Source organism: Aeromicrobium sp. (genome assembly GCF_049587115.1).
Classification (GTDB): Bacteria; Actinomycetota; Actinomycetes; order Propionibacteriales; family Nocardioidaceae; genus Aeromicrobium.
In genome coordinates, this window is the sequence record NZ_JBAVDI010000010.1 from 45,855 (window position 1) to 71,853 (window position 25,999).

The 25,999-nt window shown below is 67.1% G+C and carries 32 protein-coding genes; 7 read left to right on the top strand and 25 right to left on the bottom strand.

Annotated elements, in window-relative coordinates; all coding sequences use genetic code 11:
- Nucleotides 1-25 precede the first annotated feature (25 nt).
- Nucleotides 26-526, top strand: a complete 501-nt coding sequence (locus WB461_RS00970) for a DUF664 domain-containing protein (protein WP_423850857.1) — start codon at nt 26-28, stop codon at nt 524-526.
- A 52-nt stretch (nt 527-578) separates the two neighbouring features.
- Here WB461_RS00970 and WB461_RS00975 read toward each other — a convergent pair whose 3' ends face one another.
- The 10 genes from WB461_RS00975 to glmS form a co-directional block, all read right to left on the bottom strand.
- Entirely contained in the window at nt 579-1,343 is a 765-nt protein-coding gene (locus WB461_RS00975; RefSeq protein ID WP_423850858.1) for a lysophospholipid acyltransferase family protein, read from the bottom strand.
- A gap of 62 nt (nt 1,344-1,405) precedes the next feature.
- Nucleotides 1,406-1,798: a DUF5709 domain-containing protein gene (locus tag WB461_RS00980; protein ID WP_423850859.1), complete on the bottom strand. Its 393-nt coding sequence runs from the start codon at nt 1,796-1,798 to the stop codon at nt 1,406-1,408.
- 61 nt (nt 1,799-1,859) lie between these two features.
- Nucleotides 1,860-2,291: a GNAT family N-acetyltransferase gene (locus WB461_RS00985; RefSeq protein WP_423850860.1), complete on the bottom strand. Its 432-nt coding sequence runs from the start codon at nt 2,289-2,291 to the stop codon at nt 1,860-1,862.
- A complete protein-coding gene (tsaB, locus tag WB461_RS00990; RefSeq protein ID WP_423850861.1) occupies nt 2,288-2,923 on the bottom strand; it encodes a tRNA (adenosine(37)-N6)-threonylcarbamoyltransferase complex dimerization subunit type 1 TsaB in 636 nt (211 codons plus the stop codon). The genes WB461_RS00985 and tsaB overlap by 4 nt, the downstream gene beginning before the upstream one ends.
- A 9-nt stretch (nt 2,924-2,932) precedes the next feature.
- Nucleotides 2,933-3,934, bottom strand: coding sequence for a tRNA (adenosine(37)-N6)-threonylcarbamoyltransferase complex ATPase subunit type 1 TsaE (gene tsaE, locus WB461_RS00995; protein ID WP_423850862.1), 1,002 nt, complete (start codon nt 3,932-3,934; stop codon nt 2,933-2,935).
- A complete protein-coding gene (locus WB461_RS01000; RefSeq protein ID WP_423850863.1) occupies nt 3,931-4,917 on the bottom strand; it encodes an alpha/beta fold hydrolase in 987 nt (328 codons plus the stop codon). The genes tsaE and WB461_RS01000 overlap by 4 nt, the downstream gene beginning before the upstream one ends.
- Complete coding sequence (gene alr / locus WB461_RS01005; RefSeq protein WP_423850864.1) at nt 4,914-6,035, bottom strand: alanine racemase; 1,122 nt, start codon at nt 6,033-6,035, stop codon at nt 4,914-4,916. Before alr ends, WB461_RS01000 begins: the two co-directional genes overlap by 4 nt.
- Nucleotides 6,032-7,429: a bifunctional ADP-dependent NAD(P)H-hydrate dehydratase/NAD(P)H-hydrate epimerase gene (locus WB461_RS01010; protein ID WP_423850865.1), complete on the bottom strand. Its 1,398-nt coding sequence runs from the start codon at nt 7,427-7,429 to the stop codon at nt 6,032-6,034. Before WB461_RS01010 ends, alr begins: the two co-directional genes overlap by 4 nt.
- The gene (locus WB461_RS01015) at nt 7,423-7,776 is read right to left on the bottom strand and encodes a holo-ACP synthase (protein WP_423850866.1); all 354 of its coding nucleotides are present in this window, start codon (nt 7,774-7,776) and stop codon (nt 7,423-7,425) included. Before WB461_RS01015 ends, WB461_RS01010 begins: the two co-directional genes overlap by 7 nt.
- Nucleotides 7,776-9,620, bottom strand: a complete 1,845-nt coding sequence (glmS, locus tag WB461_RS01020; protein WP_423850867.1) for a glutamine--fructose-6-phosphate transaminase (isomerizing) — start codon at nt 9,618-9,620, stop codon at nt 7,776-7,778. Before glmS ends, WB461_RS01015 begins: the two co-directional genes overlap by 1 nt.
- A 101-nt stretch (nt 9,621-9,721) precedes the next feature.
- Here glmS and coaA point away from each other — a divergent pair, with 101 nt between their 5' ends.
- Entirely contained in the window at nt 9,722-10,663 is a 942-nt protein-coding gene (coaA, locus tag WB461_RS01025) for a type I pantothenate kinase (protein ID WP_423850868.1), read from the top strand.
- A gap of 30 nt (nt 10,664-10,693) precedes the next feature.
- On the opposite strand, the gene glmM is transcribed toward coaA, so the two are convergent.
- Genes glmM through rplM form a run of 3 tightly spaced genes read right to left on the bottom strand, consistent with a single transcriptional unit; the run spans nt 10,694 to nt 13,010 of the window.
- The gene (glmM, locus tag WB461_RS01030; protein ID WP_423850870.1) at nt 10,694-12,040 is read right to left on the bottom strand and encodes a phosphoglucosamine mutase; all 1,347 of its coding nucleotides are present in this window, start codon (nt 12,038-12,040) and stop codon (nt 10,694-10,696) included.
- A gap of 8 nt (nt 12,041-12,048) precedes the next feature.
- Nucleotides 12,049-12,546 (bottom strand): 30S ribosomal protein S9, encoded by a 498-nt coding sequence (rpsI, locus tag WB461_RS01035; protein ID WP_423850871.1) that lies wholly within the window; start codon nt 12,544-12,546, stop codon nt 12,049-12,051.
- A gap of 20 nt (nt 12,547-12,566) precedes the next feature.
- Nucleotides 12,567-13,010 carry a 50S ribosomal protein L13 gene (rplM, locus tag WB461_RS01040; RefSeq protein ID WP_056606281.1) on the bottom strand — a complete coding sequence of 148 codons (444 nt, stop codon included), beginning with the start codon at nt 13,008-13,010 and terminating at the stop codon, nt 12,567-12,569.
- Between the two features lie 240 nt (nt 13,011-13,250).
- Here rplM and WB461_RS01045 point away from each other — a divergent pair, with 240 nt between their 5' ends.
- The 3 genes from WB461_RS01045 to WB461_RS01055 all read left to right on the top strand — a co-directional run bounded on the left by WB461_RS01045 (nt 13,251) and on the right by WB461_RS01055 (nt 16,044).
- Nucleotides 13,251-14,546 (top strand): citrate synthase, encoded by a 1,296-nt coding sequence (locus tag WB461_RS01045; RefSeq protein ID WP_423850872.1) that lies wholly within the window; start codon nt 13,251-13,253, stop codon nt 14,544-14,546.
- Nucleotides 14,547-14,617: 71 nt separating this feature from the next.
- Complete coding sequence (gene truA, locus WB461_RS01050) at nt 14,618-15,415, top strand: tRNA pseudouridine(38-40) synthase TruA (RefSeq protein WP_423850873.1); 798 nt, start codon at nt 14,618-14,620, stop codon at nt 15,413-15,415.
- 41 nt (nt 15,416-15,456) lie between these two features.
- The gene (locus WB461_RS01055; RefSeq protein ID WP_423850874.1) at nt 15,457-16,044 is read left to right on the top strand and encodes a class I SAM-dependent methyltransferase; all 588 of its coding nucleotides are present in this window, start codon (nt 15,457-15,459) and stop codon (nt 16,042-16,044) included.
- 52 nt (nt 16,045-16,096) lie between these two features.
- Here the strand turns inward: WB461_RS01055 and rplQ are convergent, their stop codons facing one another.
- The 8 genes from rplQ to WB461_RS01095 form a co-directional block, all read right to left on the bottom strand.
- Nucleotides 16,097-16,660, bottom strand: coding sequence for a 50S ribosomal protein L17 (rplQ, locus tag WB461_RS01060; RefSeq protein ID WP_423850875.1), 564 nt, complete (start codon nt 16,658-16,660; stop codon nt 16,097-16,099).
- Between the two features lie 50 nt (nt 16,661-16,710).
- Nucleotides 16,711-17,721 carry a DNA-directed RNA polymerase subunit alpha gene (locus tag WB461_RS01065; RefSeq protein ID WP_423850876.1) on the bottom strand — a complete coding sequence of 337 codons (1,011 nt, stop codon included), beginning with the start codon at nt 17,719-17,721 and terminating at the stop codon, nt 16,711-16,713.
- Nucleotides 17,722-17,794: 73 nt separating this feature from the next.
- Nucleotides 17,795-18,403, bottom strand: coding sequence for a 30S ribosomal protein S4 (gene rpsD, locus WB461_RS01070; RefSeq protein ID WP_118394367.1), 609 nt, complete (start codon nt 18,401-18,403; stop codon nt 17,795-17,797).
- Nucleotides 18,404-18,450: 47 nt separating this feature from the next.
- Nucleotides 18,451-18,846: a 30S ribosomal protein S11 gene (rpsK, locus tag WB461_RS01075; RefSeq protein WP_423850877.1), complete on the bottom strand. Its 396-nt coding sequence runs from the start codon at nt 18,844-18,846 to the stop codon at nt 18,451-18,453.
- A 6-nt stretch (nt 18,847-18,852) separates the two neighbouring features.
- Nucleotides 18,853-19,221 carry a 30S ribosomal protein S13 gene (gene rpsM / locus WB461_RS01080; RefSeq protein WP_423850878.1) on the bottom strand — a complete coding sequence of 123 codons (369 nt, stop codon included), beginning with the start codon at nt 19,219-19,221 and terminating at the stop codon, nt 18,853-18,855.
- A gap of 176 nt (nt 19,222-19,397) precedes the next feature.
- On the bottom strand, nt 19,398-19,511 hold the full coding sequence (gene rpmJ / locus WB461_RS01085; RefSeq protein ID WP_118394364.1) for a 50S ribosomal protein L36: 114 nt from the start codon (nt 19,509-19,511) through the stop codon (nt 19,398-19,400).
- 40 nt (nt 19,512-19,551) lie between these two features.
- The gene (infA, locus tag WB461_RS01090) at nt 19,552-19,773 is read right to left on the bottom strand and encodes a translation initiation factor IF-1 (RefSeq protein WP_007078610.1); all 222 of its coding nucleotides are present in this window, start codon (nt 19,771-19,773) and stop codon (nt 19,552-19,554) included.
- 177 nt (nt 19,774-19,950) lie between these two features.
- A complete protein-coding gene (locus tag WB461_RS01095) occupies nt 19,951-20,418 on the bottom strand; it encodes an Lrp/AsnC family transcriptional regulator (protein ID WP_423850879.1) in 468 nt (155 codons plus the stop codon).
- 140 nt (nt 20,419-20,558) lie between these two features.
- On the opposite strand from WB461_RS01095, the gene ddaH reads away from it, so the two are divergent.
- Together ddaH and WB461_RS01105 are read left to right on the top strand one after the other, a co-directional pair.
- On the top strand, nt 20,559-21,416 hold the full coding sequence (gene ddaH / locus WB461_RS01100) for a dimethylargininase (protein WP_423850880.1): 858 nt from the start codon (nt 20,559-20,561) through the stop codon (nt 21,414-21,416).
- Nucleotides 21,417-21,530: 114 nt separating this feature from the next.
- The gene (locus tag WB461_RS01105; protein WP_423850881.1) at nt 21,531-23,363 is read left to right on the top strand and encodes a CHAP domain-containing protein; all 1,833 of its coding nucleotides are present in this window, start codon (nt 21,531-21,533) and stop codon (nt 23,361-23,363) included.
- 9 nt (nt 23,364-23,372) lie between these two features.
- On the opposite strand, the gene WB461_RS01110 is transcribed toward WB461_RS01105, so the two are convergent.
- From WB461_RS01110 to secY, 4 genes are all read right to left on the bottom strand, one after another.
- Complete coding sequence (locus tag WB461_RS01110; RefSeq protein ID WP_423850882.1) at nt 23,373-23,795, bottom strand: hypothetical protein; 423 nt, start codon at nt 23,793-23,795, stop codon at nt 23,373-23,375.
- A gap of 4 nt (nt 23,796-23,799) precedes the next feature.
- Nucleotides 23,800-24,612 (bottom strand): type I methionyl aminopeptidase, encoded by an 813-nt coding sequence (gene map / locus WB461_RS01115; protein WP_423850883.1) that lies wholly within the window; start codon nt 24,610-24,612, stop codon nt 23,800-23,802.
- A 16-nt stretch (nt 24,613-24,628) separates the two neighbouring features.
- The gene (locus tag WB461_RS01120; protein ID WP_423850884.1) at nt 24,629-25,192 is read right to left on the bottom strand and encodes an adenylate kinase; all 564 of its coding nucleotides are present in this window, start codon (nt 25,190-25,192) and stop codon (nt 24,629-24,631) included.
- A partial coding sequence (gene secY, locus WB461_RS01125) for a preprotein translocase subunit SecY (protein WP_423850885.1) occupies nt 25,192-25,999 on the bottom strand: 808 nt, incomplete at its 5' end. The genes WB461_RS01120 and secY, both read right to left, overlap by 1 nt.

Sequence of the window (25,999 nt, forward strand, 5' to 3'; positions counted from 1 at the left end):
CCGACCAGCGTGGCAGAGTGAATGCATGGTTCGTACCGACACGCCTGCCGCCGGCGATGAGCGTTCAGTCCAGATGCAGCTCCTGGAGTACGTCCAGCAGACCGCGCTGTTCAAGGTCCGCGGTCTCAGCCAGGAGCTCGCGCGAAAGGCGCCGGTGGCGACCTCTCCGTTGACGAACCCCGCCTCGCTCCTGCACCATCTGCGCTGGAACGAGCATTACTGGGTCGAGGTCATCACCATGGGGCGCGAGGACCGCGCGCCGTGGAGCGACGAGAACCCCGACGGCGAGCTCGAGCAGGGGCTCACGCTGCCGATCGAGGAGATCATCGACGGGTACAGCAACCAGGTCCAGCTGACCCGCAGGCTCCTGGCCGAGCTGTCGTTCGACGCCGAGACCGAGCAGGCGCTCGCGGACTTCCATCCCACGGTCCGCTGGGTCGTCGGACACCTGATCGAGGAGACCGCCCGCCACAATGGTCACCTCGACCTGCTGCGCGAGATGGCCGACGGAGCGGTCGGCGACTGAGGCAGCGACTTCCGGCGCCGCGGCCGGTATCAATTCCGGGCGGCGTCCGCCATCAGGACTGCTCGTTCCTCGAAGCTCGCCTCGCCGCGCGATCGCTGAGCTCCTGCTCGTCGAGCTTCGCTGCCTCCGCCAAGGTCGGCGCCGTGCCGCCGTGACGCGCGGGCGCCCACCACTGCCCCTCCGGGCTGACGGGATACTCGGTGATCGCCTTGTCCAGCAGGGCGCTCATGGCGTCCCGCAGGAGCATGGTCTCGGCAACCGGATCGTCTCCTGTGACCTCGAGCGGCTCACCGACGTGCAGTCCAATCGTCCGTCCACGCCGCTTCAGGTCGGGCTCGTGATCCTTGGTCTTGAGCAGCTGCGTTCCCCAGGTGACCATCGGGATCAGGGGCACGCCCGCCTCGGCCGCCATGCGGACGGCTCCGGTCTTGAGCTCCTTGATCTCGAAAGAGCGGCTGATCGTTGCCTCGGGGAAGATTCCGACGATCTCGCCATTGCGCGCGTATTCGACCGCCTGGTCGTATGACGCCTGGCCGTGATCGCGATCGACCGAGATGTGGTGGAACGACCGCATGATCGGCCCGGAGATCTTGTGCTCGAAGGCATCCCGTTTGGCCATGAATCGCACGAGTCGATTGCTGGGTTGTGCGGCGAGACCGTCGAAGATGAAGTCGACGTACCCAATGTGATTGGCCGCAAGGATCGCTCCCCCGGTGCGCGGAATGTGCTCGGTCCCGGACATCTGGAACTTCATCCCGAATGCCTTGAACAAGGCCTTGGCCGTGATGATCGTGGCCGGATAGGTGTAGTCGCGCATCAGGTCAGACTAGAGCACCCGGGCCGCCCCGCAGCCTGAGCGAGAGCCGCTCATGCCACCGTTCATCCATCCTCGGCCACGATGTGCACCGCGGCCTCCTCGGCGCTGGCGCCCGCTCCGTCGATACCGACGTCATCGCCCACGAGGTCTTTCTCCGTGTCGTCGCCGCTGCCCTCGTCCGGGTCGACCAGGCGCCCGGCCCGGGTCGACCCGACCTCGCCGTCGTCGAGGTCCTCGCCCTGCTCGGCGTACGGGTCGACATCCGGCTCCTCCTGCCGCATGCGCTCGTCGATCGACTCACCCTGCAGGGCTTCGTCGGCGGTCGTGCCGAATCCCTCGCCGCGGTAGCTCTCCGGCGGCGAGTAGCTCGTGTCCATCATCTCGTCGACATCCTCGACCAGGGCCTCCTGGTCCGGGTAGTCGTCGCCACTCACGTCATCAGGTGTCTGCGTCATGAACCCAGCCTTGCACGCCAGACCGAGAGCGCGACCTCTCGCGAGATGACCGACCTGATTCTCACCGCCACTCCCGGATCGTGAGCTCCATGACGAGCGCGTCGACACCGCCGGGATAGTAGGCAGTGCGGGTGCTGATCGTGTCGAAGCCGGATGCCTCGTACAGCGCGATCGCGACCCCGTTGTCGGCCGCGACCTCCAGCAGCATGCGTCCTGCACCAACGTCCCGGGCACGATCCACCAGGCCGGTGAGCAGTCCGCTCCCCAGGCCCCGCCCTCGCGACGTGGTGAGCACGGCGATCCGGTCGAGATCGGCGGTCTCACCGGCCAGCGAGATCGCGCCGTACCCGTCCCGGTCCTCGGTGACCAGAACGATGTGTCGATCGCTGCTGAGCTCGGCGGCGACGAGGCCAGAGCTCCACCCCTCGGGCCCGAAGCAGTCCAGCTCGATCGCCACGATCGCGTCGAGATCGGCCGTGGTGGCGGTGATCATGTGCGCTTGGGGAACACCTGCGGGACGGCGTCCGGCCGGCGGAGGTACAGCGGCTCGAGCGGGAGCTCCCGCACGGAGCCGGCAATCACGATCCGGGCGAGGGCCACTGCGTGCGGATCGCTCGCGTCACCGGCCGGACGCAGGACGTCCGGATAGAGCTGGCCGCCCCGGCCGTAGGTCGGGAGGGCGGGGTGCTGGCGGGCGAGATCGGCGGGGGTCGCGACGTGTGGACCGTCCAGACGGACGTGATCTGCGCCGTAGCGGGCCCAGTAGACCTCCTTGCGGCGCGCATCGGTCGCCACCAGGAACTCTCCTTCGATCTGGACGTCGGCGGCAAGGATGTCCAGCGAGCACACGCCGTGGGTCGTCAGACCAAGGGTCGAACCGAGGGTCAGTGCCGTGACGACACCCACCCGCAGGCCCGTGAACGGCCCCGGGCCCACCCCGACAGCGACGTCGGTCAGGTCAGCCATCGTCATGCCGGCCTGGGCGACGGCGTCGCGGATGGCCGGCGCGAGCAGCTCGCCGTGCGCCATGGTCCCCTCGCCGGCGGCCTGGCCCACGACGCGCGAGCCGTCGTGGACGGCGACGGTGATGACCGGGGTGGCGGTGTCGAACGCGAGCAGAAGCACGTCAGCACCCTAACGCTGCGAAGGAGCGTGCGGGGAGGTGGCGAGGAGGGTCGAACGCAGCGGAACTCCGACCCAGCGAGGGCCGTGCGGCTTGACCGTGACGACGCGCGGCTCGGCCTCGTCGACGAGGTCACCTTCGTGCGAGGTTCCGAGCGGGTCGATGGGTCGTGCACCGCGAACCTCGATGCGGATGTGCAGCCAGCTTTCAGCGAGCTGCTCGGCCATCCCATCACCCCACTCCACGACCGTCACGGCCTCGTCGGTCGTGGCGTCGAGGTCGACGTCGTCGAGCTCGGCCGCATTGCCCAACCGGTAGGCGTCGACGTGGACCAGTGGCACTCCCTCGACCAGCGATGGATGGCTGCGTGCGATGACGAAGGTCGGCGACGTGATCGGACCGCGAACTCCCATGGCCTCGCCGAGGCCCTGCGTGAACGTCGTCTTGCCGGCGCCGAGATCGCCCGACAGTACCAGCAGGTCACCGGCGCGCAGCAAGGTCGCAAGGCTGGCCGCCAGCGCGTGCATCTCGTCGGGGGTCGGCACCTCACGGGCCAACCACAACGTCTTCCCGAACTCGATGAACGGCTCGTCCCGTCCGACCGGGTGATAGAGCCTCCGCGACCAGAACTGAATGGTCTCGGGCAGCTCCTCGCGCACGTCGAGCCAGATACCGTCCTTGCCCCGCTCCTCGGCGGTGTCCTCAGCGACACCCAGCATCGCGGACGCGACCCCGCGAGCCTGGATGTCCGGGTCGACGCAGACCCGCCGCAGACCCAGCTGGCCCGGACGCGACTCGTCGAACAGCATCGCGCCCATCGGCAGTCCACGCCGCTCGACCAGCAGGCCACCGGCGCTCGCGAGCTGGCGCGCCACGGAATCAACGGTCTCGTCGAGCGCCGTGGACCGGGGCTCGAGCTTGGGCCGGGCACCGAACGAGCGGTGGATGATGTCGACGATGACGCCGGCGTGCTCGGGCTGGGCGTCGATGACATTCAGCGCGTTGCCGGTCATGTGATCGCCCCCAGGATGTCCTGGATGATCTCGGTGACCCTCTGGTGCTCCTCGAACATCACCATGTGACCGACGTCGTCCAGCACCACGAGCTTGGCGTCCGGGATCAGATCGGCCAGCCGCCGGCTGTGCTTGACCGGCGTCATCATGTCGGCCGTGCCACCCACCACCACCGTGCGTGCCCGGCCCAGTGCGTCCAGGCCTGCCGTCAGGTCCAGCGACATGAAGTTGGGATAGAAGTCCATCAGCACGTGGGTCGGCGCCTTGAGAATCATCTCGTTGGTCATGTCGACGTGGCGTTCCTGCGCGTGCGGTCCCAGGCCCCAACGCCGAACGACGGAATAGCTGTTGAAGGCTCGCCCCCAGTCCAGCGCCGGCGCGGCGATCCTGAGCAGCGGGATCAGGTGGCGCAGGCCCGGGCTGCTGCGCATCAACCGTCCTGCGCTGGTCCCGATCAGCACGACTCCCCTGACCCGATCGCCGAACAGATCGGGTTCAGTCGACGCGAGCTGCATGATCGTCATGCCGCCCATCGAATGTCCGACCAGCACGATCGGGCCGTCGGGAACGAGCTGACCGAGCACGTCACGCAGGTCGTCCGCGAGGTGCGCGAACGACGAGGTCGCCCGGGAGGAACGTCCCGACCGGCCGTGCGAACGGAGGTCGACGAAGACCATGCGCACCGACCCCCTGAGCGCGAGTCGCTGGTAGTGCCACACGTCGATCGACTCGAGCCAGCCGTGCACGAACACGACCGTCGGCGCCGCGGGATCGACCTCCTCCATCTCGTCGATCTCGGCGTTGAGAACGACACCGTCAGAGGCGGTGATCCGCTGGCGGTCGCTGTGCACCGAACCGAAGGCGACATCCTCGCCACGTCGCCGCTGCCGCTGCCGCCGCTGCCGGCCGTTGAACAGAGTCGCCACCGCGCCGGCCGCCACGAAGGCGCCCGCGGTCGTCGCGATCTTGGCTGTGCGGCTCATTTGGCTCCTCGATAGGTACGGTGAATGCGGCCACCCAGGCGCGTCACGACCTCGTAGGCAATGGTGCCTGCCGCGATCGCCCAGTCCTCGGCGAGGGGCTCACCATCAGTGCCCGGGCCGAACAGGGTCACGATGTCGCCCCGGTTCGCGGTCGCGTCGCCGAGGTCGATGACGAACTGGTCCATGCACACCACCCCGCGCATCGGTGCACGACCACCTGCGAAGCCGACCTCGGCACGGTTGGAGGCAGTACGGGCGATCCCTTCGCCGTAGCCCAGCGGCACCAGACCCAGCGTCGTCTCCCGCTCGGCAATCCAGGTGTGCCCGTACGAAACCCCAGCTCCTGCAGGCACCCGCTTGACCGCGGCGAGCCGGCCACGCAACGTCATGACCGGCGTGAGGCTGGTCGGGTAGCTCAGCCCGGGGTCAGGACGGATGCCGTACGCCGCGATACCGACTCTCACCAGATCGAGGTGCGCCGAGGGTCGGACGAGGGTGGCGGCAGAGTTGCTGAGATGGCGAAGAGCCGGTTCGACCCCAGCGTCCGCCAGCTCCGCCACGGCTGCCGCGAACGCCGACTCCTGGGCCTCATTGGCCGGGTGACCCGGCTGGTCTGCGGCGGCGAAGTGCGACCACACCCCGGTGATCTCAGCATGGCCGGCCGACTGTGCCGCTGCGGCAGCAACCGCAAGCCTGCTCCACTGCTCACCGAAGGCGCCGTTGCGCGAGAGACCGGTGTCGACCTTGACCTGTACCCGGGGGCGCACCGAGGTGGGCGCCGAGAGGATCTCGGCCAGCTGTTCCGTCGAGGACGCGGTCACCTCGATACCGGCGTCGACTGCCGCTGCGAAGTCCGCCCCCGGCGCCGCGAGCCAGCACAGCACGTCACCGCTGTCACCCGCGCGTCGCAGCGCCAGCGCCTCGTCGATCGTGGCGACCCCGAGCCACGCCGACCCGGCCTGCCGGGCCGCCCGCGCCATCGGCAGCATCCCGTGCCCATACGCGTTGGCCTTGACGACCGTCATGAGCGCTGATCCGGGAGCGCACCCTCCCAGCGCCATGATGTTGGTCCCGAACGCTTCGAGGTCGATGACCGCCTCGGCCTGTGGTGCCGTCATGCGAGGCTCCCGCGGATGAAGGCGGCGACCGCGGCCGGCAGCTCCAGAGCGACGTCCGTCGCCACGATCGGGCCGCCTGGATTGGCACGCTCCGCAGCGACCCCGTGCAGATATGCCGCGACTGCGCCCGCGTCGAGCGGTTCGAGGCCCGCGGCCAGCAGGGATCCGGCGAAGCCGGCCAGGACGTCGCCGGCTCCAGCCGTGGCGAGCCATGGCGTTCCGCTCAGGTTGACCCGGGTCGGTGCGCCAGCCTGCGCGATCAGGCTCCGTCGACCCTTCAGCAGCACCGTCGCATTCCACCGCTCGGCCGCTGCCGAGGCGTGGCCGAGTGGATCCGCCTCGACCGCCTCGCGCGTCGTACCGAGCATCTGAGCGAGCTCGCCGGCGTGCGGGGTCAGCAGAGCTGGCACGTCGAATCGGCCGGGCAGGTGCTGCAGGGCGCTCGCGTCGACCACGACCGGGACGCCATCCTCCAGCGCCATCGCCAGCTGATCGGCCGCGTCGTCACCGCTGCCCGGCCCGATCACCCACGCCTGCACACGGCCGCGTCCCGCGACGACCTCGGGCGTGCGGTCGACGATCCGGCGGCCCAGCTCGGGCGTGCCGACGAACCGGATCATCCCGACCGGTCCGGCCTGGGCGCCGGCCACACAGAGGTGTGCCGCGCCGGCATACTGCTCGGATCCGGCCGCGATTCCCAGGACCCCGCGGGTGTACTTGTGGGCAACCCCACCCGGCACGACCGACCTGAGCAGCTCGCCGTCGCTCGACTCCAGCGCTTCCAGCGCAGGGGCAGGCAGGTGCGTTGCCAGCCCGATGTCGACCAGGGACGAGGGTCCGGCGACGGCCGCCGCAGGGTCGACGAGCAGCGCGACCTTTCGCGTTCCGAAGGTGACGGTCCGGTCTGCCACCACATGCGACATGGGGAGTGTCGCGCCGTCGACGTCGACGCCGGACGGGACGTCGACGGCGATCGTGAACGGCCGCCGTTCTGCCAGCCAGGAGGCCCACTCAGCCGCTCGACCGGTCAGTCCGCCGCGACCGCCGATGCCGAACACCGCATCGACGCACCACCGCTGGTCGCTCGGCCCGTCGACGACCTGCGCGCCCGCGCCTGTGGCGGCGGCGAGGCCGGGCGCGTGTACCGCGTCGGCGTCGAGCAGGCTCATGTCGACCCGTACGCCGCGATCCAACAGGTGCACGGCCGCGTACATCGCGTCACCGCCGTTGTTGCCCGGACCGATCAGCAGCAGAACCAGGTCGCCCGGAGGAATGCAGTCGAGGTGGTCTGCGAGCCCACGAGCCGCGCGTCGCATCAGCTCGCCCGCCGGCAGCGTCGCAGCGAGAGCTTCCTCGGCGGCGCGGACATCCTCGACGCGGTGAACCCTCAGCATTCGGCCACCACGAATGCCGTGGCCACGCTGGTGTCGTGCGAGATCGACACGTGAGCCGTCGTGATGCCCAGCTCGGTGGCGCGGTCCAGGGCGGCTCCGTGGAGCCGGAACTCCGGAGCACCCTGGGGCCCGTTGACGATCTCGATGTCCTGCCACGACATGCCCGCCGGCGCCCGCAGAGCCTTGACGAACGCCTCCTTGGCGGCGAACCGTCCGGCGAGGGACTCCACGGGTAGATCAGCCTCCGCCGTGGTGAAGAGCCGGCTGCGCATCGTCGGTGTGCGCTCCAGCGTCGCGGTGAAGCGGGCGAGGTCCACGACGTCGACCCCGATTCCCAGGATGGCCATCACTCCACCGTGACGGACTTGGCCAGGTTGCGGGGTTGGTCGACATCGTGGCCGAGCTGGCTGGCGAACTCGCAGGCGAAGATCTGCAGCGGGACCACCGCGACCAGCGGTTGAAGCAGGGTCGGGACCTTGGGCAGCCGGATCAGGTGATCGGCGTACGGCACGACGTCATCATCGCCGTCCTCGGCCAGCACGATCGTCCGGGCGCCGCGGGCGCGGATCTCCTGCATCGAGCTGACGGTCTTCTCCTGCAGCTGGTCGCGGCCCTTGGGAGGAACCACGACGAAGACCGGCAGCCCCTCCTCGATCAACGCGATGGGCCCGTGCTTGAGCTCGCCGGCGGCGAAGCCCTCGGCATGGATGTAGGCCAGCTCCTTGAGCTTGAGCGCTCCCTCGAGCGCCACCGGATAGCCCGCGTGCCGGCCGAGGAACAGGATCGACCGCGAGCCAGACAGCTCGGCAGCCATCTTGCGCACTTGGTCGCCCTCGTCGAGCAGGCGCTGGATCGCGGCCGGGATCTTCTCGATCTCGGAGATGATGTCGGCGATCTCGTCGCCGTACTTCGTGCCCTTGACCTGGGCGAGGTACAACGCCAGGAGGTAGCACGCGACGATCTGGGCCAGGAACCCCTTGGTCGAGGCGACAGCGATCTCGGGCCCGGCGTGGGTGTAGATCACGGCGTCTGACTCACGTGGGATCGTCGATCCGTTGGTGTTGCAGATCGACAGCACCCGCGCCTTCTGCTGGCGCGCGTAACGGACCGCCATCAGGGTGTCCATGGTCTCGCCGGACTGGCTGATCGAGACGACCAACGTCGAGCGGTCGATGATCGGGTCGCGATAGCGGAACTCCGAGGCCAGCTCCACCTCACACGGGATGCGGGTCCAGTGCTCGATCGCGTACTTCGCGACCAGGCCCGCGTACGCCGCCGTGCCGCACGCCACGATGATGATCCGGTCGATCTCGCGCAGCTCGTCGTCGGACAGCCGCATCTCGTCAAGCTGCAGGCGACCATCGGCCGAGTGCCGACCCAACAGGGTGTCACCGACGGCCTGCGGCTGCTCGGCGATCTCCTTGAGCATGAACCAGTCATAGCCACCCTTCTCGGCCGCGGAGACGTCCCAGTCAACGTGATACGCGTTGGTGTCAGCCGGTTCGCCGTCGAAGTCGGTGACCACGATGTCGTCCGGCGTGATCGTGACGACCTGGTCCTGGCCGAGCTCGATTGCTTCACGCGTGAACTCGATGAACGCCGAGACATCGGATCCGAGGAAGTTCTCCCCATCGCCGCGGCCGACCACCAGTGGCGAGTTGCGACGGGCACCGACGACGACGTCGGGCTGGCGCGCGTCGCAGATCACCAGGGTGAAAGCGCCCTCGAGACGGCGGCACACCGTGCGGACCGCATCGGACAGGTCGCCGGTCGTCTCCAGCACGTCGTGCAGAAGGTGAGCCACGATCTCGGTGTCGGTCTCGGACTTCAGCTCGTGGCCGCCTGCCTCGAGCTCGGCGCGCAGCGTCGCGAAGTTCTCGATGATGCCGTTGTGCACCACGGCGATGCGCCCGGTCTCATCGAGATGCGGATGGGCGTTGCGATCGTTCGGCGCGCCATGCGTGGCCCACCGGGTGTGCCCGACGCCGGTGTGCGCGACCGGCAGCGGGCGGGCCGCCAGCTCGGCGTCGAGATTGACCAGCTTGCCAGCCTTCTTGGCTGAGACGATCGCACCTTCGTGCACCAGGGCGACCCCGCCCGAGTCGTATCCGCGGTACTCCAGTCGTCGGAGTCCGCCCATCACGACGTCCAGGGCTGACCGATGACCGACATATCCGACAATTCCGCACATGGGATCAGGGTACTAGCGCCGAAGGCGCGGAAGGTGCGCACTGTGAGCCGTGGAGGGGGCCGAGTGCATGACCCCGCGGGAGCACGCGGGACAATGGCAGCATGCCGCGCGACCAGTCACCGTATGTCGAGCTCGAGCGCGCTGCGTGGGCGGAGCTGGCAGGGGACGCCCCCCAGCCGCTCCAACCGGCCGAGATCGAGCGGGTTCGGGGGTTGGGCGACGAGCTGGACCTCGAGGAGGTCCGTCAGGTCTATCTGCCGATGACCCAGCTCATCAGCATGCGCGTCCGCCTCGCCGGCGCGCTCTACCAGGCCACCGAGGCTTTTTTGCACGAGCCGCAGACCAGGCGCACGCCGTTCGTCATCGGCATCGCCGGTTCGGTCGCCGTGGGCAAGTCGACGACGGCCCGGCTGCTCAAGGAGCTGTTGTCACACTCCCCGGAGCATCCTGTCGTCGAGCTGGTGACGACCGACGGCTTCCTGTTCCCCAACGACGAGCTCGAGCGCCGCGGTCTGCTCGAGCGCAAGGGATTCCCCGAGTCCTACGACCGCAAGGCCCTGCTGCGCTTCGTCATGGAGGTCAAGTCCGGCGTGGAGGTCGTGACGGCGCCGGTCTACTCCCACCTCACATATGACCGCACCGATGCGGTCGTCACGCTCAAGGAGCCTGACATCGTGATCGTCGAGGGCCTTAACGTGCTCGCGCCAGCCCGACCCCGCGGCGATGGGAGCCCGGGGCTTGCCGTCAGCGATTTCTTCGACTTCTCGATCTACGTGGACGCCTCCGGCAAGGATCTGCGCCGCTGGTACATCGACCGGTTCCTCAGCCTGCGCAAGACCGCGTTCGCCGATCCTGAGTCGTACTTCCACCGCTACAGTGCCCTCACCGACGACGAAGCCGTCGAGCGGGCCAGCCGCCTGTGGGACACCATCAACTGGCCCAACCTCAGGGAGAACATCGCCACGACCCGTGGCCGCGCCTCGCTGGTTCTGCGCAAGGGCGCCGACCACTCGGTCGACTGGGTCCGCCTCCGCAAGCTCTGAGCCCCGACGTCTCGCGGTGTCAGGTCCGCATCAGAGAGCGAGGGTCGAGCGTACGACTTCGGCCAGATGCTGAGCGACCTGCTCGGCCTCGTCGTGGGTGGCTGCCTCGACCATGACGCGTACGAGCGGCTCCGTCCCGGATTGACGCAGAAGGACGCGGCCCGAGCTGCCGAGACGGGCGTTCGCGATTGCGACCTCGCCCTGCAGCACCGGATCGGTGTCGGCACGCCCCTTGTCGACGTCCGGCACATTGACCAGGACCTGCGGCAGCCGGGTCATGACCGAGGCGAGGTCCTCCAGAGTCCGCCCGGTCTCGCGGATGCGGGAGGCCAGGTGCACTGCCGTCAGCACCCCATCGCCGGTCGTGGCGTAATCGCCCATGATGACGTGTCCGGACTGCTCGCCGCCGAGGTTGAACGCTCCTGAGCGCATCGTCTCCAGGACGTACCGATCGCCGACCGCCGTCTGGATCACGGTGATGCCCGCGGCCTGGAGCGCTTGCACGAATCCGAGGTTGCTCATGACCGTCGCGACCACGGTGTCGTGCGCAAGCCTTCCTGCGTCGCGAGCCGCGATGCCCAGGACTGCAAGGATCTGGTCACCGTCGACCACCTCGCCCGAGTGGTCGACCGCGAGGCACCGGTCGGCGTCGCCATCGAAGGCGAATCCCGCGTCAGCACCGTGGGCGACGACCGCCTTCTGCAAGTCGCCCAGATGCGTCGATCCGCAGTCGAGGTTGATGTTGAGCCCATCCGGCTCGGCATGGATCGCGACCACCGTGGCACCGAGCTGCTCGAAGACCTGTGGCCCCACGTCGTACGCTGCGCCGTTGGCACAGTCGAGCACGACTCGCACGCCGTCCAGCGGACCGGGTGCCGACTCGATCAGGTGCTTGACGTAGGCCCCCACGCCCGCGTGGCTGTCGCCGATGCGACCCACCCCGGCACCAGTGGGCCGGTTCCACGGCTCCTCGAGCCGGTTCTCGATCAGGACCTCAAGATCGTCGTCGAGCTTGAGCCCGCCGCGGGCGAGGAACTTGATGCCGTTGTCAGGCATCGGATTGTGGGAGGCCGAGATCATGACACCCATGTCGGCCTTGAGGTAGGACGTCAGGTAGGCCGCACCGGGCGTCGGCACCACGCCGAGCCGGTGGACGTCGACTCCTGCAGACGCAAGACCCGCGACCACCGCAGCCTCCAGGAACTCTCCTGAGGCGCGGGGATCGCGGGCAATGACTGCGGTTGGACGTTGGTCGGCAAAGGCGCCGACCTCGCCCAGGATGTGGGCCGCGGCAACCGCGAGGTCAACAGCGAGCTCGGCGGTCAGATCGCGGTTCGCGACTCCGCGAACGCCATCGGTGCCAAAGATCCGGCCCACGGCTGGAATCAGCGCTTGCTGTACTGCGGAGCCTTACGGGCCTTCTTGAGACCAGCCTTCTTGCGCTCCTTGATGCGCGAGTCGCGAGTCAGCAGACCGGCCTTCTTGAGCGCGGGGCGATTGACCTCTTCGTCGATCTGGTTGAGCGATCGAGCCACACCGAGACGCAGCGCGCCGGCCTGACCGGTCATTCCGCCGCCGGTGACCCGGGCGATGACGTCGAAGCGGTCCTGCAGACCGGTCTCCGCGAGGGCTTCCTTGGCAATCTGCTGGTGCAGCTTGTTGGGGAGGTACTCCTCGAGCGGCTTGCCGTTGACAGTCCACACTCCGGTGCCCGGCACGATGCGGACCCGGGCGATGGCCTCCTTGCGGCGGCCGGTGGCAGCTCCCGGAGCAATCGTCGCGGGCTTGCCCGCGGTCTCGGAGGAACCAACGGTCTCGGAGGTGTATGCCACACCTTCGGCGTTGGTCTCGAACTCGGTCTCGGTGGTGGTGGTCTCAGCCACGATGCGCCTGCTTCTCTTCTTTACTGGGAGATCTGCGTGATCTCGAACGGCTGGGGCTTCTGGGCGGTGTGCGGGTGCTCGGGGCCGGAGTAGACCTTGAGCTTCGTGATCAGCTGATCACCCAGACGGTTCTTGGGGAGCATGCCGCGCACCGACTTCTCGATCGCCTTGCGCGCATCCTTGTCGAGCAGGTCACCGTAAGCGATGGACTTGAGTCCGCCCGGGTAACCGCTGTGGCGGTAGGCGAGCTTGTCGGTGCGCTTGTTGCCCGACAGTGCCACCTTCTCGGCGTTGACGATGATGACGAAGTCGCCACCGTCCACGTGAGGTGCATAGGTCGGCTTGTGCTTGCCGCGGAGCAGCGTCGCAGCCTGAACGGCGAGACGACCCAGGACGATGTCCTCGGCGTCGATGACGTGCCACTGACGGGTGATGTCAGACGGCTTGGGGCTGAACGTGCGCACGGCGTGACCTTCTCGTTCTTGGGGGTGTGTCTGGTGATGAATCGAATGCTGCGATGGTCGATCCCTCGGAACTGGCCGACGGAGACACGACACACAAGGTTAACCGGCCGCAGCCACTCGGGTCAAAACGAGTCCCGTCCCTCGGACCCCACATCGTGGGAATTGCCCAGCGGCACTAGGTTGGTTGCTGGCTGCATCACCCCGCAGCAGGGCATTGTCCGCCGTCACAGGAGACCCATCGTGACCGAGAACCACACATTGACCGTCCGCGACAACCGGACGGGCGAGGAGTATGAGCTCCCCATCACCGACGGCACCGTCCGCGCGAGCGACTTCAACCAGATCGGCAAGTCCGACGACGATCCCGGCCTGGCGCTGTACGACCCGGGATTCACCAACACCGCCTCGACGCGCAGTGCCGTGACCTACATCGACGGAGACAAGGGCATCCTGGAGTACCGGGGCTACCCGATCGAACAGCTTGCCGAGAAGTCCACCTTCCTCGAGGTGGCCTACCTGCTGATCCACGGCACGTTGCCGACGCAGCAGCAGCACGAGCAGTGGGTGCACGAGATCACGTTCCACACGTTCGTGCACGAGAACCTCAAGACGCAGCTCCAGGGCTTCCGCTACGACGCGCACCCCATGGGAATGCTGCTGTCGAGCGTCGGCGCGCTGTCGACGTTCTACCCCGAGGCGCGCAACATCCACGATCCCCGGGTCCGGCACGACCAGATCGTGCGCCTGATCGCGAAGATGCCGACCCTCGGCGCATGGTCATTCCGCCACGCGCAGGGCAAGCCGTACGTCTACCCCGACAACGACCTGACGTACACCGAGAACTTCCTGTCGATGTTGTTCAAGATGAGCGAGCAGAAGTACAACCCCGATCCGCGCCTGGCCAAGGCGCTGGAGGTCTTGTTCATCCTGCACGCCGATCACGAGCAGAACTGCTCGACCAACGCGGTCCGCTCGGTCGGGTCCAGCCAGGTCGACCCGTACTCGGCGGTCAGCGCCGGCATTGCCGCGCTCTACGGGCCGTTGCACGGAGGCGCCAACGAGGCCGTCCTCAAGATGCTGAAGCGCATCGGCACGCCCGACAAGATCCCGGCGTTCATCGAGGGGGTTAAGAAGGGCGAGGAAAAGCTCATGGGCTTCGGCCACCGGGTCTACAAGAACTTCGACCCTCGCGCCACCATCATCAAGAAGGCGGTCGACGACGTCTTCGAGGTGACCGGCGTCAACCCGTTGCTGGAGATCGCCCAGGAGCTCGAGCGCATCGCGCTGGAGGACGACTACTTCATCAGTCGCAAGCTCTACCCCAATGTCGACTTCTACTCCGGCCTGATCTACGAGGCTCTGCAGTTTCCGCCCGAGATGTTCACCGTCCTGTTCGCGATCCCGCGCACGGCCGGCTGGCTCGCCCAGTGGGTCGAGCTGGTGGACGACAAGGAGCAGAAGATCGCGCGTCCCAAGCAGATCTACACCGGCGACCGACGACTCGACTTCGTGTCTGCCGACGAGCGCTGGGCCTAGGCCGCACGCTCGCGGCGCCGGCGGCCGGTCCTTGTGATCGCACCACCGCTCCGGCCCGCTAACGTTGCGGGGTGCGCCTGCGAATCGATCTCTCGTACGACGGGACAGGTTTCCGGGGCTGGGCGGCCCAGCCCGGTCAGCGGACTGTTCAAGGAGACATCGAGGCCGCAATCGCGATGATCCTTCGGCTCCCCGAGGCTGCGACGCTCACCGTGGCCGGGCGGACCGACGCCGGGGTGCACGCGCGCGGTCAGGTCGCTCACGTCGACCTCGATGATGTCGACCCTCAGCTGATCGAGCGTCGACTCCGCCGCCTGCTGCCCGATGACATCCAGATCCGGTCGGTCACTGCGGCCCCCGAAGGGTTCGACGCGCGGTTCTCCGCGCTCGAACGGCGCTACACCTATCGCATCGTCGATGGCCGCACCGGTCCCGATCCGCTGGTTCGTCATTCGGTCGTGCGGTGGCAGAAGCGGCTCGACATCGACGCCATGAACGCCGCCGCCCAGCATCTGCTCGGACTGCACGATTTCGCGGCGTTCTGCCGCCGCCGGGTGGGTGCGACGACGGTCCGCACCCTTCGTGAGCTCAGTACGGTGCGGGTGGGTGACGTCCTGGAGACCACGGTTCGTGCCGATGCCTTCTGCCACTCGATGGTCCGTGCCCTGATGGGTGTGCTCGTCGCGGTCGGCGACCACCGATTCGAGCCGGAGTGGGCCGCGGAAGTGTTGACGCATGCCGGTCGGGACAGCCGGGTCAACGTCATGCCTCCGCACGGACTCGTTCTCGAGGAGGTCGTGTACCCCGACGACGCCGGCATGGTCGCGCGAGCCGTCGAGTCACGCCGTCAGCGAGCACTGCGAGCCTGACCTCCGCGCATTGACCCGCCTGCGGCTGCGAGGATGGTGCGGTGTCAGAGCACTACTTCGATGCGGCCCCGTCGACCCCAGACCGCCGCCACGACGTCACCACACGAATCCGGGGGCGTGATCTGACCTTCACGACCGCAGCGGGCGTGTTCTCCCACGACGGGCTCGACAAGGCGACGGCCGTGCTGCTGCACGCGTCGGTGCCGCCCGATACAGGAACGGTCCTGGATCTGGGCTGCGGCTGGGGTCCGATCGCCTGCGTCCTTGCCCTCGGAGGCGCAACGGTCTGGGCGACCGACACCAACGAACGCGCCCGTGAGCTGACTGCCCTCAATGCTCAGCGCCTCGGCGCCCCGGTCACTGTCGCAGCTCCTGACGACATACCGGCTGACCTGGTCTTCGACGAGATCTGGTCCAACCCTCCCATCCGCATCGGCAAGCAGGCACTGCACGACCTGCTGCTGCGGTGGCTGCCACGGCTCGCACCTGACGGCAAGGCCCGGTTGGTCGTGGGCAAGAATCTCGGCGCGGATTCGCTCCAGCGCTGGCTCGGCGAGCAGGGCTGGCCCACCGAACGGGTGACCAGCGAACGCGGATTCCGGATCTTGGAGGTCCGCCGACCGACCTGAGCGCCAGGACGCCCGCCACCTCACGGTGACGGGCGTCCTGGCAATGCGATGACTACTTGGTGTCGTCCTCGGCCGTTGCGTTCTCGTCGGCCGGAGTGGCAACCGCGTCAGCTGCCTCAGCAGCGTCGTCGGTCGCGTCGACCGGGACGTCGCTGCCCAGGTCGTCCTCGGGAGCGACGTCGTCGGCAGGCTTCTCCTCGACGACCGCAGGCTTGTCGGCCTTGGCCTTCTTCGGAGACTGGTTCTGAGCACCGAACTGCTTGGCCTCGACGATCTCGATGACGGCCATGGGGGCGTTGTCGCCCTTGCGCGGCGCGACCTTCGTGATGCGCGTGTATCCACCGGGGCGGGTTGCCATGGCAGGCCCGATCTCGGTGAACAGCGTGTGCAGGATGCTCTTGTCACGGATGACCTTGACGACCTGGCGGCGGTTGGCCACCGTGTCGGTCTTGGCCTTGGTGATGAGCGATTCCGCGTACGGCCGCAGACGACGGGCCTTGGCTTCGGTCGTGGTGATCTTGCCGTGCTCGAACAGGTTCTGCGCGAGGTTGGCGAGGATCAGGCGCTGGTGCGCCGGGCTGCCGCCGAGGCGAGGTCCCTTGGTGGGGGTGGGCATTGTCTATTCTCCAAAATCAATCGGGCTGGGCCGTCGAGGTCGAGCAGTACTCAGTACTGCTCGTCCTCGGCGAAGCTGGCGTCGTCGTCATACGCATCGATGACGGCCGACGGGTCGAAACCAGCGGGGCTGTCCTTCAGCGCGAGGCCCATCTCGGCGAGCTTGGCCTTGACCTCGTCGATCGACTTCGAACCGAAGTTGCGAATGTCGAGCAGGTCCTGCTCCGAGCGCGTGATGAGCTCACCCACGGTGTGGATGCCCTCGCGCTTGAGGCAGTTGTACGAACGAACGGTGAAGTTGAGATCCTCGATCGGCAGCGCCAGATCGGCCGCGAGCTGCTCGTCGACCGGCGACGGGCCGATGTCGATGCCCTCCGCCTCGACGTTGAGCTCACGAGCCAGACCGAACAGCTCCACCAGGGTGGAACCGGCCGAGGCGATCGCGTCACGCGGAAGGATCGACTTCTTGGTCTCGACGTCGATGACGAGCTTGTCGAAGTCGGTACGCTGCTCGACTCGGGTCGCCTCGACCTTGTAGGTCACCTTGAGGACCGGCGAGTAGATCGAGTCGACCGGCATGCGGCCAATCTCTTCGTCACCGGACTTGTTCTGCACCGCCGAGACGTAGCCGCGGCCACGCTCGACGACGAGCTCGATCTCGATCTTGCCCTTGGCGTTGAGCGTCGCGATGTGCAGGTCCGGGTTGTGGACCTCGACACCGGCCGGGGGCTGGATGTCGGCTGCGGTCACCGCACCGGCACCGTCCTTGCGGAGGTACATGACGACCGGCTCGTCGTTCTCCGAGGAGACCACGAGCTCCTTGAGGTTCAGGATGATCTCGGTGACGTCCTCGGTCACGCCGGGAACGGTCGAGAACTCGTGCAGAACGCCGTCGATCTTGATCGACGTGACGGCCGCACCCGGGATCGACGACAGCAGCGTGCGACGCAGCGAGTTGCCGAGGGTGTAGCCGAAGCCGGGCTCGAGGGGCTCGATGACGAACCGCGAACGGAACTCGTCGACGACCTCTTCGGACAGGGCGGGGCGCTGGGCGATGAGCATTTTTCTTCCTTTCCGAACCAACCTCTATTTGAAGGTCCGGGTCATGTTTCCTTGGTGGAGGGTGCGGATCAGGTCAGATCTTGGAGTAGAACTCCACGATCAGCTGCTCGTTGATCGGGACCGTGATCTGCTCGCGCACAGGCTGGCTGTGGACGAGGATCCGGCCGCGGTCGGGCGACGCGTCGAGCCAGGCCGGGACGGTGTCGCGGTCGTGGGACTCGCGCGCCACGATGAACGGCGTGGTCTCCAGCGAGCGGGTCTTGACGTCGATGATGTCGTGCTTGCTCACCTGGAACGACGGGATGTCGGTCTTGACGCCGTTGACCACGAAGTGACCGTGGTTGACGAGCTGGCGGGCGTGCCGACGCGTGCGGGCGAACCCGGCACGATAGACGACGTTGTCGAGTCGCGACTCGAGGATCTGCAGCAGGTTGTCGCCGGTCTTGCCGGGACGACGCGAGGCGAGTTCGTAGTACTTGCGGAACTGCTTCTCGAGCACTCCGTAGGTGTAACGCGCCTTCTGCTTCTCGAGCAGCTGGTTGCGGTACTCCGACTCCTTGACGCGCGCGCGGCCGTGCTGGCCGGGAGGGTAAGGACGCTTTTCGAATGCAGCGTCACCACCGACGAGGTCGATGCCGAGACGGCGCGACTTCTTGGTGAGAGGTCCGGTGTAACGGGCCATGGTTGATAGCTCCTAGAAACTGTGTGAATCGTGGGGCAGCGTCGACGTCAGAGACGACGGTGCTTGGGGGGACGGCAGCCGTTGTGCGGGCTGGGGGTCACGTCGGAGATGGTGCCGACCTCGAGGCCGACTCCGCTCAGCGACCGGATCGCGGTCTCGCGGCCCGAACCGGGGCCCTTCACGAAGACGTCGACCTTTTTCATCCCGTGCTCCATCGCCTGACGACCGGCCGACTCGGCGGCCATGCCGGCCGCGTACGGGGTCGACTTGCGCGAGCCCTTGAATCCGACAGTTCCGCCGGAGGCCCAGGCGATCACGGCGCCCGAAGGATCCGTGATGGTGACGTGGGTGTTGTTGAACGTGCTCTTGATGTGGGCCTCGCCCTGAGCGACGTTCTTCTTCTCCTTGCGGCGAACCTTCTTAGCAGCTGTCTTGGGAGGCATGCGCTATCACTTCTTCTTTCCGGCGACGGTGCGCTTGGGGCCCTTGCGGGTGCGCGCATTGGTCTTGGTGCGCTGGCCGCGAACCGGCAGATGCGCACGGTGACGACGGCCTTGGTAGCTGCCGATCTCCATCTTGCGGCGAATGTCACCGGTGACCGTACGACGCAGGTCGCCCTCGGTCTGGTAGTTCGCCTCGATGTGATCACGCAGCGCGACGAGGTCGGTGTCGTCGAGCTCGTGGACGCGCTTGTCCGGGCTGATGCCGGTCGCGTCGAGGGTCTGGGTGGCGCGAGTGCGGCCGATCCCGAATACATACGTGAGTGCGATCTCGATGCGCTTCTCGCGCGGGAGATCCACTCCCATGAGGCGTGCCATCTAGGCATTTCCTTCCGTACTGCGAGGTGTGGCCACCTGATGCATCCCGACTGCCTCCAGGATCTTGGACGATCCTGAGTCGGGCTCCGGCCTACGCTTCCGGAGGTAACCCACCACGATCGTGCGTGTGGCGGGAGCGATCAGATGTTTCGTGTTGCTGCGGTGAAGAAGTCTGTTCAGCCCTGGCGCTGCTTGTGACGCGGGTTTTCGCAGAGGACCATGACGCGGCCGTGGCGACGAATCACCTTGCACTTGTCACAGATCTTCTTCACGCTCGGGTTGACCTTCATCGAGATTCTCTCTTTGGGATCTGAACGTGTGTACGTGTGTTCACTTGTAGCGGTAGACGATGCGGCCGCGGGAGAGGTCATAGGGCGAGAGCTCCACCACAACACGATCCTCGGGGAGGATGCGGATGTAGTGCTGGCGCATCTTGCCGCTGATGTGCGCGAGAACCTTGTGGCCGTTGGCCAGCTCTACACGGAACATCGCGTTCGGAAGCGCCTCTACTACGGCACCTTCCATCTCGATGACGCCTTCTTTTTTCGCCATAACCTCTTCTTTGTGTCGCGTGTCTGACCAGTTGACCCGTTCTGGCGCACCCCAACCCCGCCGCCTGAGCGACAGAGGACATGGGAATGCGGACCTGAAAGGGTCGACTCTCGATTCTACGCCCACGGGGGCGGCAGACTCAAATCGCGGGTCCCAGAGGTCAGCCGCTCGACGCGGTCATGAGGGCGGTTTGAACTCCGACTGCCCCGGGCCGTGTCGATCGATCAGGCGCGACAACACGATCGCCGTCGAGGTGTGGTCGATGTTGGCGACCTCGTCGCGGACCCGCTCCAGAGCGCGCTCGAGATCGCGGACGTCCCTGGCGACGATGTGCAGCAGCGCATCCGCGGCGCCGGAGACGGTCGCGGCGGTGTGCACCTCGGGCACCCGGCTGAACGCCGCCCGCAGCTCGTCCGGCGAGAGCGCGCCCTTGCAGTGCACCTCCACATAGGCCTCGGTCGCCCAGCCTACGAGATCTGGGTCCAGCACGGCGGTGAACCCGCTGATGACTCCATCGTCCAGCAGGCGGTCGATTCGCCGCTTCACCGCCGGAGCTGACAGGCCGATCCTGGCGCCGATCCTGGCGTAGCCGGCGCGGCCGTCCTCGAGCAGGCAACCGATGAGCTCGCGGTCCAGGTGATCCATCCCGTCAGTATTGCAAGAAAACCCTGTACAACCCGGACTGACGCAAGAAATCGCCGGGTATTGTGCGATTTAAGATTCGTTGTCGACCTTTCTGCGCCCGTAGCATGGATTCATTGCATCACGCTAACCAGGAGGCCCCGTTGACCGTTCTCGACACCCGCCCCGCGCCGGTCCACGCCCGCGAGTCCCGGCCCCGTCACTACCTGATGTGCGCACCGACCCACTTCGCCGTCACGTATGCGATCAATCCGTGGATGGACATCAGCACGCCGGTCGACGCGGAACGCGCCCGATTGCAGTGGGAGGTTCTCCGGAACACCTATCTCAGCCTCGGACACCGGGTCGACGTCGTCGAGCCGATGTCGGGCCAGCCCGACATGGTCTTCGCCGCCAATGGTGGTCTGACCGTGGGTGGTCGCTCGTACGGGGCGAAGTTCCGTTTCGCCGAACGCGCTGCCGAGGCCGCAGCCTTCGCGACCTGGCTGCGCGGCAGCGGTTTGACGGTCGTCGAGCCTGAGCACATCAACGAGGGCGAGGGCGACTTCCTCGCACTCGGGTCGATGATCCTGGCCGGTGCGGGCTTTCGCACCGACCTCGCTGCGCACATCGAAGCGGCCAATGCTGTCGACCGACCCGTCGTCTCGCTCGAGCTGGTCGATCCGCGGTTCTACCACCTCGACGTCGCCCTCGCCGTGCTCGACGACGGCAATGGCTCGGCACCGGCCGAGATTGCCTACTATCCAGGCGCCTTCAGTCCACACAGCCAGCGCACACTGCGCGACCTGTTTCCTGACGCGATCATCTGCTCGGAGGCGGACGCTCTCGTCCTGGGTCTGAACGCCGTCAGCGACGGGCACCACGTCGCCCTGCCGACTGAAGCACGCGATCTCGCTGACGCACTCCGGTCTCGCGGGTATCTCCCCATACCCATCGAGCTGGACGAGTACATGAAGTCCGGAGGCAGCGTCAAGTGCTGCACGATGGAGCTGCACAGCTGATCGTCGGCCTTCTGCGAGGTAGACCTTCGCACGCTGATTTAATTGATTTCATTCCCACCAGTCACATCAGTCACGTAGGGTGACGGCGTGTCGCGGCTTCGAATCGTACTCATCGTGCTATTTTTCGCTGCCCTTTTGACCCCGGCCCTGCCGGCGCAGGCAACCTCCTCACTGCTGTGCACGGGCTACTCGTCCTGCGGCGACAAGGGGTACTCGAACTTCGGCTACTCCACTCACCAGTCGACGAGCTACTGGCGCATGTACACCGGCACCAACTGCACCAACTACGTTGCGTACCGTCTGGTGACGACCAACGGCATGCCGAATGTCCGCCCGGCCTCGGGCGTGGGCAATGCCCAGGACTGGGGCTTCGCGATGGCGTCGATCACCGACGGCACCCCGGTCGCCGGCTCGGTGGCCTGGTGGGGACGTACGGGCCATCACGTCGCCTACGTCGAGAAGGTCGTGTCACCCGACGAGATCTGGGTCTCGGAGTCGAACTGGAGCGGCGCGTTCGACTGGCGGAAGATCATCCGCTCCGGATCGGGGTGGCCCGACGGATTCATCCACTTCGCTGACCCGGACCGCCAGATCATCAGCAAGACCGCTCCGGCCATCCTCGACGAGCCGCACGTCGGCGCCCAGGTCCTGGCATCGGGTGGCAGCTGGAGCCCGACCGGCAACACCTACGACTACCAGTGGCTTGCGGACTCGCAACCGATCTCCGGAGCCATCGGCCGCTCCTACGTCCCCACCGTCGAACAGAACGGTCAGGCCCTGTCCGTCCGGGTCACGGCCTCGCGACCCGACTATCCGACCGTCACTGCCACCTCGCCACGGCGGACGATCCAGCCCGGCACCGTCACCAATCTCTCCCCACCGGGAATTGCCGGGTCCCCCCAGGTCGACCAGCCGCTCACCGCGAGCACCGCGGGTCGCTGGACCCCGACCGGCAACGTCTACACGTATCAGTGGCTCGCCGACGGCGCAAAGGTCGCGGGTGCCACGGATCGCTCGTTCGTCCCCGCCCCCGAACATGCCGGCCGCCAGATCACGTTCGCGGTCACCGCCACTCGCCCCGGGTACTACCCCGTCACGGCGGTCTCCGAGCCGACCGCCAACGTCGCGCCGGGAACGCTGACCAGTACTGCTCCGCCAACCATCTCCGGCACGCCACAAGTGGGATCCCCGCTGACCGCCCAACCCGGCACGTGGTCTCGGTCCGACGCCACCTACTCCTATCAATGGTCCGTGGGTGACCGACCGGTCCAGGGAGCGACGGCATCGACCTATACCCCTCGGGCCGCCGATCTCGACCTGCCGGTCTCGGTCGAAGTCGTCGCGACCCGCCCGGGATATCTGCCGGCGGGTGCGACGTCTGCTCCAAGCACCCCGGTCGTGCGCGGAACCATGGTCAGTCAGACCACGCCCTGGATCGGCGGCGTGCCGCGCGTCGGCGCTCAGCTCATCGCACACCCCGGCTCATGGTCGGCTCCCGCGAGCTTCACCTACCAGTGGTCCGTCGCGGGCCAGGCTGTGCCCGGCGCAACCGGGAAGACTTTCACCCCGGCCCCTGCTCAGCGCGGCGCCGGGGTCCACGTGCGCGTCACTGCTCGCGCTGCGGGCTACTCCTCATCGGCAGCTGACAGCCGCGAGACTGCCGCCATCGGCTACGGGCGAATCACCTTCTCCCGCAGCCCCAGAATCAGCGGCACGCTGTCCAGGGGCGCGGTCGTCGCGGTCGATCCCGGCACCTACACACCGTCGGCCGCTCGCCTGCGCTACCAGTGGCTGCGTGACGGCAAGTCCATCTCTGGTGCCACCGGCCGGACTCGCCGCCTGAACACGGCCGACCGCGGGCGCCTGATGTCGGTCCGGGTCAGCTACTCGTCTCCGGGATACACCAGTCGGACCGTCACGACTGCCGCGAGGCGCGCGGCCCGCTGAGGAAGCAGGTCACGCGACGGAATCGAACACGACCCGCCAGCGGCCGCCGATCCGCTGGACGTCATATGACTCGGTGGGTTGGCCCGCGCCCCACATGATTCGAACGGTCGCGCTGGCGTCGTGGGTCGGACCGGCCCGATAGTCAGCCTCGTCCAGATCGATCCCCTCGTCGGCGAATGACCCCGCCGCCTGCTCGACCGTGTCACATTCCAGCTCGGACGGTGTGACGACGAGTTGCTTGGCCCGCCGGCAGTTGCCGGCGTCCAGGGCACGCATCAGCTGTTCGACGGCCGCCTCGGGGCCTGTGCGGGCTGGGGCGGTGGACGCCGGCACGGTCGAAGCAGGAGCGGTCGGATCGTCGTACGCGCCAGGCTCGGGCGAGGCGCAGGCCGCTACCACGAGCAGTGCACCCGCTGCGACCAGTTGCCTCATCTCCCTAGTGTCCCCCGTACGGCACTCCGAGCTCAGCGAGACGGGCAGCGCCACCGTCCAGAGCCGTCAACACCCACGCGCCTCGGTCGGTCAAGGTGAATGTGTGCTCGTAGTGCGCCGCGCGAGAACCATCGGCGGTGACGACAGTCCAGTCGTCGGCGAGGGTACGGGTCTCGTCGGTTCCCATGGTCACCATCGGCTCGACCGCGAGCGCCAGCCCTTTGACCAGCTTGGGCCCGCGGCCCGGTCGCCCGTAGTTTGCGACATTGGGAGGCTGGTGCATCGCCGAGCCGATCCCGTGTCCGGTGTAGCCCTCGACGATGCCGTACGGTCCTGCCGCCTGGATCGTCGTCTCGACCGCATGGCTGATGTCGGAGACGCGGCCACCCAGCGCGGCCGCCCCGATGCCACGCCACAGCGCCTCCTCAGTGGCCTGCATCAGCCCGAGGTCCGCGTCTGTCACCTCGCCAATCGCGACAGTGGTTGCCGCGTCACCGTGCCAGCCGTCGATGATCGCGCCGCAGTCGATCGACAGGACGTCGCCGTCACGGAGCACCCGGGGGCCAGGAATGCCGTGCACGACCTCCTCGTTGACCGAGGTGCAGATCACGCCAGGGAAACCGTGGTAGCCCAGGAAGTTGGAGGTCGCGCCGCACGAGCGGATGAAGTCGTGCGCAATCGCGTCGAGCTGAGCCGTCGTGACTCCCGCCACGGCGGAACCCCGCAACAGCTCGAGCGTCTGGCCCACGACCAGCCCAGCGGCACGCATCGACTCGATCTGGTCACGAGTCTTGATCTCGATCCCGCGGTCGAACATGGTGATGCGTCAGCCCTCAGGACGGAAGAGCCGCGTTGATTCGTCCGGAGACTTCGTCGACCTCACCCATGCCATCGACCTCGATCACGACGCCGCGGGTCCCGTAGACCTCGAGCAGCGGCTGGGTCTCTGCTGTGTAGACCTCTTGCCGGTGCCGGATGACGTCCTCGGTGTCATCGGCGCGACCGCTGGTCTCGGCCCGCTTGAGCAGACGCTGGATGAGCTCCTCGGGATCGACCACGAGCTCGAGCACGCCATCCAGGCGGGTGCCGAGACCGTCGAGAATTCGGTCCAGGGTGTCGACCTGATCGACCGTGCGCGGGTAGCCGTCGAGGATGAACGCGTCCCGCGCGTCGTCCTGGCCCAGACGATTCTCGACCATGGCATTGGTGACCTCGTCCGGAACGTACTCGCCCGCATCCATGAAGCGTTGCGCCACGCGGCCCAGCTCGGTCTGCTGCTGCACGTTGGCGCGGAAGATGTCACCGGTCGAGATGTGGGCGCCGCCGATGCGCTTGGCCAGTGCGACCGCCTGCGTGCCCTTGCCCGCGCCCGGCGGACCCATGATCAGCAGGCGCATTACTTCAGGAACCCTTCGTAGTTCCGCTGCTGCAACTGGCTCTCGATCTGCTTGACCGTGTCCAGACCCACGCCGACGATGATGAGGATCGTGGTTCCGCCGAACGGGAAGTTCTGGCTGGCGTTGAGCACTGAGATCGCGATCATCGGGATGAGAGCGATCAGACCCAGGTAGAGCGCACCCGGAGCCGTGATCCGGCTCAGGACGTAAGCGAGGTACTCCTGCGTCGGACGTCCGGCCCGGATGCCCGGGATGAAGCCGCCGTACTTCTTCATGTTGTCGGCGACCTCCTCGGGGTTGAAGGTGATCGACACGTAGAAGTAGGTGAAGAACACGATCAACGAGAAGAACGACAGCATGTAGAGCGGGTGATCGCCGCGCACGAAGTTGTCGTTGATCCACGACGCCCATGGGGCGCTGGAGTTGAACTGGGCCGCCAGCGCGGGGAGGTACATCAGGCTCGAGGCGAAGATCACCGGGATGATGCCGGCCTGGTTGACCTTGAGCGGGATGTACGTCGACGAGCCGCCGAACATCTGCCGTCCGACCATGCGCTTGGCGTACTGCACCGGGATGCGTCTCTGCGCCTGCTCCATGAAGATGACGCCGGCGACCACCACGAGGCCGACCATCGTCACGATGATGAACGTCGTCCAGCCCTTCTGCTGCTTGATGAGCCACAGCGCGCCGGGGAAGGTGGCGACGACCTGGGTGAAGATCATGATCGACATGCCGTTGCCGACGCCGTGCTCGGTGATCAGCTCGCCGAGCCACATGATCACGGCGGTGCCGGCGGTCATGGTGACG